The 8,355-nt window shown below is 43.8% G+C and carries 7 protein-coding genes and 2 pseudogenes; 1 reads left to right on the top strand and 8 read right to left on the bottom strand.

Annotated features, from left to right (window positions below):
- Nucleotides 1–1,017: pseudogene (locus ACERC8_RS09385) on the top strand (ISL3 family transposase); the annotation flags it as partial.
- A gap of 123 nt (nucleotides 1,018–1,140) precedes the next feature.
- On the opposite strand, the pseudogene ACERC8_RS09380 reads toward ACERC8_RS09385, so the two are convergent.
- The 8 genes and pseudogenes from ACERC8_RS09380 to ACERC8_RS09345 form a co-directional block, all read right to left on the bottom strand.
- Nucleotides 1,141–2,190: pseudogene (locus tag ACERC8_RS09380) on the bottom strand (PTS sugar transporter subunit IIC).
- Between the two features lie 104 nt (nucleotides 2,191–2,294).
- On the bottom strand, nucleotides 2,295–3,320 hold the full coding sequence (locus ACERC8_RS09375) for a branched-chain amino acid aminotransferase (RefSeq protein WP_373659626.1): 1,026 nt from the start codon (nucleotides 3,318–3,320) through the stop codon (nucleotides 2,295–2,297).
- A 130-nt stretch (nucleotides 3,321–3,450) separates the two neighbouring features.
- Nucleotides 3,451–4,266, bottom strand: a complete 816-nt coding sequence (locus ACERC8_RS09370) for a metal ABC transporter permease (RefSeq protein WP_373659625.1) — start codon at nucleotides 4,264–4,266, stop codon at nucleotides 3,451–3,453.
- On the bottom strand, nucleotides 4,256–4,960 hold the full coding sequence (locus ACERC8_RS09365) for a metal ABC transporter ATP-binding protein (RefSeq protein WP_373659624.1): 705 nt from the start codon (nucleotides 4,958–4,960) through the stop codon (nucleotides 4,256–4,258). Before ACERC8_RS09365 ends, ACERC8_RS09370 begins: the two co-directional genes overlap by 11 nt.
- The gene (locus ACERC8_RS09360) at nucleotides 4,957–5,406 is read right to left on the bottom strand and encodes a zinc-dependent MarR family transcriptional regulator (RefSeq protein WP_373659623.1); all 450 of its coding nucleotides are present in this window, start codon (nucleotides 5,404–5,406) and stop codon (nucleotides 4,957–4,959) included. The genes ACERC8_RS09365 and ACERC8_RS09360 overlap by 4 nt, the downstream gene beginning before the upstream one ends.
- Nucleotides 5,407–5,539: 133 nt before the next feature.
- Complete coding sequence (gene ispE, locus ACERC8_RS09355) at nucleotides 5,540–6,391, bottom strand: 4-(cytidine 5'-diphospho)-2-C-methyl-D-erythritol kinase (protein WP_373659621.1); 852 nt, start codon at nucleotides 6,389–6,391, stop codon at nucleotides 5,540–5,542.
- Between the two features lie 75 nt (nucleotides 6,392–6,466).
- Nucleotides 6,467–6,817: a hypothetical protein gene (locus ACERC8_RS09350; protein WP_373659620.1), complete on the bottom strand. Its 351-nt coding sequence runs from the start codon at nucleotides 6,815–6,817 to the stop codon at nucleotides 6,467–6,469.
- Nucleotides 6,798–8,084, bottom strand: coding sequence for a DUF1576 domain-containing protein (locus tag ACERC8_RS09345; RefSeq protein WP_373659619.1), 1,287 nt, complete (start codon nucleotides 8,082–8,084; stop codon nucleotides 6,798–6,800). The genes ACERC8_RS09350 and ACERC8_RS09345 overlap by 20 nt, the downstream gene beginning before the upstream one ends.
- Nucleotides 8,085–8,355 lie beyond the last annotated feature (271 nt).

Here is an 8,355-nt window from a genome sequence, read left to right as displayed (position 1 = left end):
TAATCAGAAAATCGCTCAAAAATTGATGGAGAAAGTCGCCATGACGGCCATCGCTGAAAGCTTAGCCGTATCGACCTCAACCGTCATCCGAAAACTAAAGGAAGGCCAGTTCAAGACAGACTTGAACTGGCTACCAACTAACATGAGCTGGGACTCAAACAGTCCAGTGGACTGTTTGAGGTAGGAGCCTGAAAATACAAAAGCGACTAGTTGAAGCAGGAAAGGCAAAATGAGCTTCATCGCACAGGACTTTGATTCACTCAAAATCATAACAATTCTAGATGGTCGGACACAAGCCACCATTCGTAACCACTTTTTACGCTATTCTAGAGCGGTTAGAAGCCGTGTTAAGGTCATCACCATGGACATGTTTAGCCCTTATTACGACATCGCTAAGAAACTATTTCCAAATGCGAAAATCGTTCTCGATTGTTTCCACATTGTCCAGCATATGAGCAGGGACATGAACAGGCTACGCATCCACGTAATGAACCAGTTTGATCGAAATTCCCACGAATACAGAGCCCTAAAGCGCTACCGGAAATTGATACAACAAGACAGTCGAAAGCTCAGCGATAAACGCTTTGATCGCCCAACTTTTCGCAGGCACTTGACTAATCAGGAGGTTGTCACTAAACTGCTCGGCTATTCGCAAGAACTGAAAGAGCATTACGAGCTTTATCAACTGCTGCTGTTTCATTTCCAGGAGAAGCAAGCCGACCAGTTTTTTGGGCTGATTGAGGAGACGATTTCCAGCGTTAATCCTGTCTTTCAGACAGTTTTTAGAACCTTTTTGAAAGACAGTGACAAGATTGTCAATGCCTTGGAATTGCCCTACTCTAACGCCAAGATTGAAGCAACCAACAACATCATCAAGGTTATTAAGCGCAACGCCGTTGGTTTCAGAAACTTTGAAAAGACAAAACCCGCATTTTCATTGCCATAAACATGCGCAACGCCTTTGGTTTCAGAAACTTTGAAAAGGCAAAACTCGCATTTTCATTGCCATACACATAAAACGAGAGAAGACAAGAACTGTCCTCTCTCGGTGTTAAGTGGGTCAACCCACTACAGTTGACAAAGAGCCAAAAAACCTGCTCCAATTTTTGAGCAGGTTTCTTGCTTATTAACAAGGATAGCTTATTTTTCAAAGATGAAAATATTATCTGAGTAAAGCTTGAAAACGTTAAGGCAAAGGTAATGGCAAAGATATGCTACTGCAAATGGAATGACAAACCAGATGATAATCATCATCGCAATCTCTGTTGTCCCAAGCGAAGCCAGCGGTCGCTGGTGTCCCAATAACATTGAATAGAGGAACAGACAGAGCACTCACAGCAGCTGTCGCCAGAATAGGAAGCAGCATGATTGGATTGGCAGCCACATTTGGCATCATCATCTTAGTCGCGCCAAGCAAAATGGCAGCTGGAACTCCTGCTTTATTCTTACGCGCAGTTGCGAGAGCAAGGTAGGTTGACGTTGCAGCGACACCAATGGCTGCAGCTCCTGCTGACAGGCCTGTTAAAGCGATAGCCACTCCAATCCCAACGGTTGAAATTGGGGTCACAATAAGAACCGCAAAGGACATCGCAATCAGTACGCTCATCAGAACAGGTTGGAGGACGGTAAAGCTATTGATTGCTTGACCAATCAGTGTGGTCACCTGAGAGACGTAAGGCAACATCAACCAGCCCGGATAGCCAACACCAATTCCAACAATTATAGGAAGTAAAACAATAGTCAAAGAGCCTAGACGATTGCCAACCCATTTTGCCAAAAGAATCGCTAGGGTTGCTGTAATCATCATATTGATAATGTCACCTAATCCGCGTAGCTGAAACAACCCAACTGCTTCTAAGGCTTTGCCTGATTCCTGAACGGTATCAAAGAAGCGCCACGTCCAAGCACCAGAACCTATATAAGCTGCACTGCCACCTGCTGCATGCTGGTCAATTTAAAATTCTCAGCAATAAGAAACCCTGCCATAATCGGAAGAACATACTGGAAGATCACCAAAATACGGCTAAGGTCTATCAGCCATTCTGCTGCAGGTAAATATTTAATCAGGTTCGCCAGAATGGCATTTGGCAAGAGACTGACGATGATGGCGGTTGCTGTGCCTGAGAGAATTTTCGCAACAAAGGATTTGAATGTCTCTGTCTGCATTGCAGTTGATTGTTGTGTTGTCATAAAAACTCCTTAAATCATGTTGTTCGAAATATTTTTTTATTTGAAATATTCTGACTTATTTAACTAAAATCTTGATTGACAACCGCAAAGGTTGCCAATCTGATCTAGTATTCAACCGTCTGAATCCAACCGTCTGGGGCTGGTATGTCTCCATAGTGGATACCCGTCAGTTCGTCGTAAAGACGTTTTATCATTGGACCAACTTCTGTTTCTGAGTGAAACACTTGTTTCTTATCACCGATGGTAATCGAACCAATTGGTGTGATGACCGCAGCAGTTCCACACGCCCCTGCCTCGACAAAATCAGCCAACTTGTCAATATAGACATCGCCTTCAACAGCCTTTAACCCCAGTCGCTCTTCAGCTAAAGTCATCAAGGAATATTTGGTAATACTTGGCAGGATAGAGTCCGATTTTGGCGTCATAAATGTCCCATCAGCGGTAATCCCAAAGAAATTAGCCGCTCCGACTTCTTCGATTTTTGTTTTCGTTGCCGGATCCAGATAAATGGCATCAGTGTAACCTTGTTGTTTAGCCAATTTTCCAGGATAGAGGCTGGCCGCGTAATTTCCAGCAACCTTGGCCGCACCTGTACCTCTGGGAGCTGCGCGGTCATAGTCACTAACCAAGAAGTGAGCTGGAGCTAAACCAACTTTGAAATAGGCTCCAACTGGTGTCACAAAAATAGAAAATAGGTACTCTGCCGCAGGTGCTACCCCCACAGTGTCTCCAATTCCCATTAAAAATGGACGAATATAGAGTGAAGCTCCTGTACCATAAGGTGGTACCCATTCAGCATTGGCCTTGACAACTTCATGAACAGCACGAATAAAGTCTTCTTCTGGGTAAGGCTCCATGAGTAAGCGTTCTGCAGAACGTTTCATGCGCTTAGCATTTTCATCGGGACGAAACAGCTGAATCTTGCCATCTTTCGTACGATAGGCTTTCAACCCTTCGAAACAAGTCTGACCGTAGTGAAACACGTTAGATGCCTCACTGATTGTTATCTGCTTGTCCGTTTCAATAGCACCCTCGCTCCACTTGCCGTCTTTATAATAAGCTCTAAATTTTTTACCCGTATCAATATAGCCAAACCCTAAAGTTGACCAATCTATCGTCTCTACAGTCATGACATCTCTCCTTTCGGGATAAGTTTTTACTATCATACCTAATTTTTTGAGGTTTGTCTAGCGTTTTTTCTGAAAATTTTAATTTTTTCTGAAAAATTTTCAAAAAAAAACAGCCTAAAACAGGCTGAAGTCAATGTGATTTGGCCACAAGATTAAGTAAACTGGTCACCAAAAACATACCGATAAAAATCATGGTAATCGTTGCGCTAGCAGGTGTCTCCCACCAATAGGACATGAAAATGCCTGACACCATGCCGACAAAGCCAATACCGATGCCGTAGATAATCACTGAACGAAAAGATTTACCCAAACGCATCGCAATTGAAGCCGGTAAAACCATGATGGTTGAAACCAAAAGCGCTCCTGCTGCTGGAATCATCAAAGCAATGGCTACTCCCGTCAAAATATTAAAGGCAATAGACATCAAGCGAACTGGCAATCCGTCAACAAAGGCCGTATCTTCATCAAAGGTCAGTAAGTACATGGGACGAATAAAGAGAAAGGTCAAGATCAGAACAGCCAGCGCAATCACAAACAAAGCAATGACTTGCTCTTGACTGATGGTAATAATTGACCCAAACAGGTACTGATCCAAACTAACTGCCGAAGTCCCTTGAGCCTTACTCATGATCATCAAGGACAGCGCCAAGCCTAAGGACATTAAAATAGCTGTCGAAATTTCCATATAGTGCTTGTAGACAGTTCTGAGGTATTCTAATACAATAGCAGCTAAAGTTACCACTACAATCGTTGTCCAGGTTGGATTGATACCAAGCAATACCCCGACGGCAACACCTGCCAAGGAAACGTGGCTCAGGGTATCGCTCATCAAACTTTGCCGTCTGAGAATAAGAAAAATTCCCAAAATCGGTGCAAAAACGCTAATGGCAACAACTGCTAGCAGGGCGCGTTGCATAAAGTCATAAGCCAAAACATCAGTGAACATGACCGCCCTCCTTGTTATCATGGATATTAAAACACCGCCATGGTAGGTCTTGGTTGCGCACGAGATGAATGTTCCTGTCGGCGTAGCCCTTGACTTCGTCTGGGTCATGAGTGATCATCAGCACTGCTTTTCCATGTTCCTTGGCATTATGGTGCATGAGGTCATAAAAAGTCTGAGTCGTCCCTGCATCCATCCCTGTGGTTGGTTCATCAAGGACAAAAACATCAGGGTCAGAGGCAAAGAGACGTGCAATAACAGCTCGCTGCTTTTGCCCACCGCTCAAGCTACCGATACGCTTGTCTCGATTCTCCCACATGCCGACAGATTCTAAACTTACCCTAATATGTTCCTCGTCATGGTCTGTCAATCGTGAAAACCAGCCTCGACGCGGGTAACGACCAGAGGTGACAAACTCATAGACCGTGCTGGGAAACCCTGCATTAAAGCTGGCAATTTGCTGTGGTAAATAGCCGATACGGAGTTTTTGACCTGTAACGTTTGTTTTGGCAAGCGTCACCTGACCTGATCTTGGCGTTAAAATGCCCAAAGTCGCCTTAATCAGGGTTGATTTTGCAGCACCATTTTCACCTGTTAGGGTAACAAATTCACCGCTATCCAAGTGGTAAGCCACTTCTTGTAAAACAGGTTCGGCATCATACTGAAAAGCTAGATTTTCAACGGTGATATACCTCATTGACCACCGTCCAATCCTTTAGATAATCCCTCCAAGAATCGCTCGATAACGCCCTGTTCATCTGCTGAAAAAGCCGACAATACCTCATCATACACCTGAACAGTATGGTCATGGTGGTGCTCATGTTCTACCGCAATAGGCGTCGCCAAATCAGTTAGTTCAAAGTAAGTCACACGGCCATCTGTCTGGTCTTTGATTGACTCTAGCATGCCCGCAGCAATCAGAGCCTTGACGGCCTTGGTCACCGCTGCTTGACTGACGCTAAGCTCTCTGGCTAGGTCAGAATTCGTTAGCCGTTCCTTTGCCAATAACATCAGGATATGTTCCTGTGTATTGGTCAATCTGACGTCACTTTGGCAGGACCCAATCAACAATTCATGCTGATTTTCTGCTGTCAATAAAACCTTGTAAATCAACTGGTCTAAACGCTGGGCTAGTCTTGTCATAAACCACCTCTTTCTTTCACTTTACTGGTTAATTTTAACACAATTCAAGAGTGGAGGCAAGTTTTTGGTTACTGGCTAGAGATAGTTCAGTAAACATTAAAAGAGGCTAGCGCCTCTTTACCAGATGAAAAAACTAGCTCAACGTCCTTACCTTGTAGACCTCTTTACAAAAGCCTTTCATAGCGTTGTAAACTCGGTCCGCTCGCTTAGCGGTCGGACATAGGGCAAAAACTGTCGGTCCAGAGCCTGACATCAAGGCGATGTCTGATCCAGCAGCTAACATGCGGTCTTTTATGGTTTGGATAAAGGGACACTTCATGATGGTAATGTCTTCCAGCGAATTACCCATACAAGACAGCATGGCGTCATAATCGCTCGTCAGCATAGCTTTTTTTAACCCTGCGATATCTACCCGTGTGATGTTATCAACGTCAATCTCTTTGAAAATCTTCCGTGTAGAGACCCCAAAGTCAGGTTTGACCAGGACTACCCAAGAGGACAGGCTGGCAGATAAGGGTTCAACCACATCTCCCTTACCTGCGATGTAAGCGCAGCCTGCTTCTAAGCAATATGGCACATCACTACCAATAGCAAACCCCAGCTCAATTAACTCTTGTTTACTAAGGTTTAATTGCCAGAGCTTATCAAGAGCGCGTAAGGTAGCTGCGGCATCGCTTGAGCCGCCACCTAGACCTGCACAGATTGGGATTCGCTTTTCTAAGTCAATAGTAACGCCTTGTTTAATACCGTAGCGGGCTCTGATGAGCTCTGAAGCCTTTACCACATCGTTTTTGGCATTGTGGGGCATGCGGTGGCTGTTTGATGTCATGACAACCTGATCATCTGATCGTTCTGTGACGGTCACATAGTCATTGAGGTCAACACTGAGCATAATCATCTCCAGTTCATGATAACCGTCATCACATTTGCCGCAAATATCTAAGCCTAAATTTATCTTAGCTGGTGCTTTTTCAATGATTGTCATGGGTTTCTCTTTTCACCATCTCCTGTTTATGTTGCACGCAGAAACCTGAAACGCTAATCAGGTTATTTAGACGTGTCAATGTTCTTCAAACCGCCAAATCAAGAGCGACAAGCGACCATTTTCAAACTGGCCTTCCGCTCGGTCGATAGCCTTGCCTAAAAAGGTATAATCATGCTCATGATTATGACAATTGCTTCCTAGCAAGGCATTGTAATACTCATCAACTTCCAATTGACGTTCCGTATTGAGGTCTGAAACCAATTTCTTAAAACTCACAGGCTCGACTGTGGTCTCTGCTTCAAGGTGGAGCCTAAACACACCTTCTGTAAAACTAAATTCCATCTTGAAATCATTGAGGTCATTATCTAAAAAGTAACTGACAATTTCTTTCATGATTCGTGTGCATTTATTTTTTTCCGTTAACATGTCCTTTATCCTTTAGCCAGAGTGTTTTATGGTCTTGCAGGGTATCAATCAAAGGCGCTAATACCGCAGCGACAAAACCTGTTGAAAATCCATTATTGTATAAACTCAGCCCTTGATGCAAAGCCAAGACCGTTGATGATAAATTGTAGTGAAGAAAACCAGCGACCAGCCCGTAGAACCAGCCATAAAATCCAGCAATCGGACTTAATCCTGTGCTAAAAAGAAACGGGAGGGCAAAGCGTATCTCGTTTAAGGGCTGGTTGAGCAAGACACTGGCCAAAACGACCCCTAAGCCAACAGGAAGAGCGTTTAGAGGGTGTTTCCCAAAGGCACTGAACCCCAATATCGTCAAAAGTCCACCTAAAATAGGACCATTGAGCCGGACACCGAAAACTAACAGACAACCTAAAAATAAGCTACTGGTCAAGCACATGTTAAGCAGTGTCGGGTAAAGTCCAAACTTTGTCACAAAATCATCTGGAACCCGCCCTGTACTTTTTATCAGAGCAGAATAGCCTGCAGCAGCTTTTAACAAATGGCGAAGCAAAAACATCAGTAAAAACCCAATAATCAATAGCCAATAACCTAGTATGTAGGTATGGTAACCATCGCTGATTAACACACGTGTTTCGACTGGTAGCTGAAAATAAGGAAATAGCAAGACCAAAAACATGGTCATCAACCCTGTTGTAAAACCGTAGTTATATAAGGTCAACCCATGGTGAAATTTCAAAAACTCCTCCGCCAATGCAGGTGCCATAAAACCAAGTATCAGACCAACAGCCAAGGCAATACAAGCAGACCCAAAAGAGAGACCGTTTTGAAAGGCTAAGTAAGAGACGACGGGTGCCATCGATGTTGCAAACAAACTAACGGTCGTATAGAGTTTAAAGGATTGTTTGGTAAATTTAGCATACAGCACCATTCCGCCAATCAGGGGAAGAACATTCAGTAGGTTGGTGCCAAAAAAAGCATGTCCTGCAAAAATGCCAACAGCACCAATCTGCAAACCATTGACATTGGAACGTTCATTACGGCTCATCAGATAATGCGCTAGGAAAAAATGCCCTGCGACATTGGCAAAAGTAGCCGAAAGTCCACCGACCGCAAAAAAATCAGTCATGAGTTGCGTTGGATTAGTTAAAATAGCCAATAATCCCTGCCACAGTTGACCGCTATCAGGCATGAGAAGAGCGTAAGCGAAGGTTAGAATTCCTAAGACGAGTATCGCACGCTTACGCTCAATGTGTTGCTTTTTTACTGTCATAACCTCTCCTTTAATCACTTTTCTTTATTTTATCATAAAATAATCAGCTTGAAAACGATTGACAACTCTGAACCTTATGACGAGAATATCCCACAACAACGCAACTACTCATCGAACGTCCACTGATCGAACAATAACAGGAAAGAGCGGGTTGGTCAACTCCTAAAAAGCAATGCTGACTCCCGCTCTTTTCAGGCTCTATAAGACTGTAGTGGGTAAATCCACCATGGAGATTATAGAGCCTTTTGAGTGTAGAAAAAAAGTTCCATAT

Origin of the sequence: Streptococcus sp. E29BA, assembly GCF_041807805.1 — a bacterium.
Taxonomy (GTDB): domain Bacteria; phylum Bacillota; class Bacilli; order Lactobacillales; family Streptococcaceae; genus Streptococcus; species Streptococcus entericus.
Note: the sequence above shows the minus strand (reverse complement) of the source record. Positions and strands in the feature narration are given on the sequence as shown.

Excerpts from the sequence above, each read along its gene's own strand:
- ACERC8_RS09375 (WP_373659626.1), bottom strand. The coding sequence starts at position 3,320 with ATGACTGTAGAGACGATAGATTGGTCAACTTTAGGGTTTGGCTATATT.
- ACERC8_RS09370 (WP_373659625.1), bottom strand. The coding sequence starts at position 4,266 with ATGTTCACTGATGTTTTGGCTTATGACTTTATGCAACGCGCCCTGCTA.
- ACERC8_RS09365 (WP_373659624.1), bottom strand. The coding sequence starts at position 4,960 with ATGAGGTATATCACCGTTGAAAATCTAGCTTTTCAGTATGATGCCGAA.
- ACERC8_RS09360 (WP_373659623.1), bottom strand. The coding sequence starts at position 5,406 with ATGACAAGACTAGCCCAGCGTTTAGACCAGTTGATTTACAAGGTTTTA.
- ispE (WP_373659621.1), bottom strand. The coding sequence starts at position 6,391 with ATGACAATCATTGAAAAAGCACCAGCTAAGATAAATTTAGGCTTAGAT.
- ACERC8_RS09350 (WP_373659620.1), bottom strand. The coding sequence starts at position 6,817 with ATGTTAACGGAAAAAAATAAATGCACACGAATCATGAAAGAAATTGTC.
- ACERC8_RS09345 (WP_373659619.1), bottom strand. The coding sequence starts at position 8,084 with ATGACAGTAAAAAAGCAACACATTGAGCGTAAGCGTGCGATACTCGTC.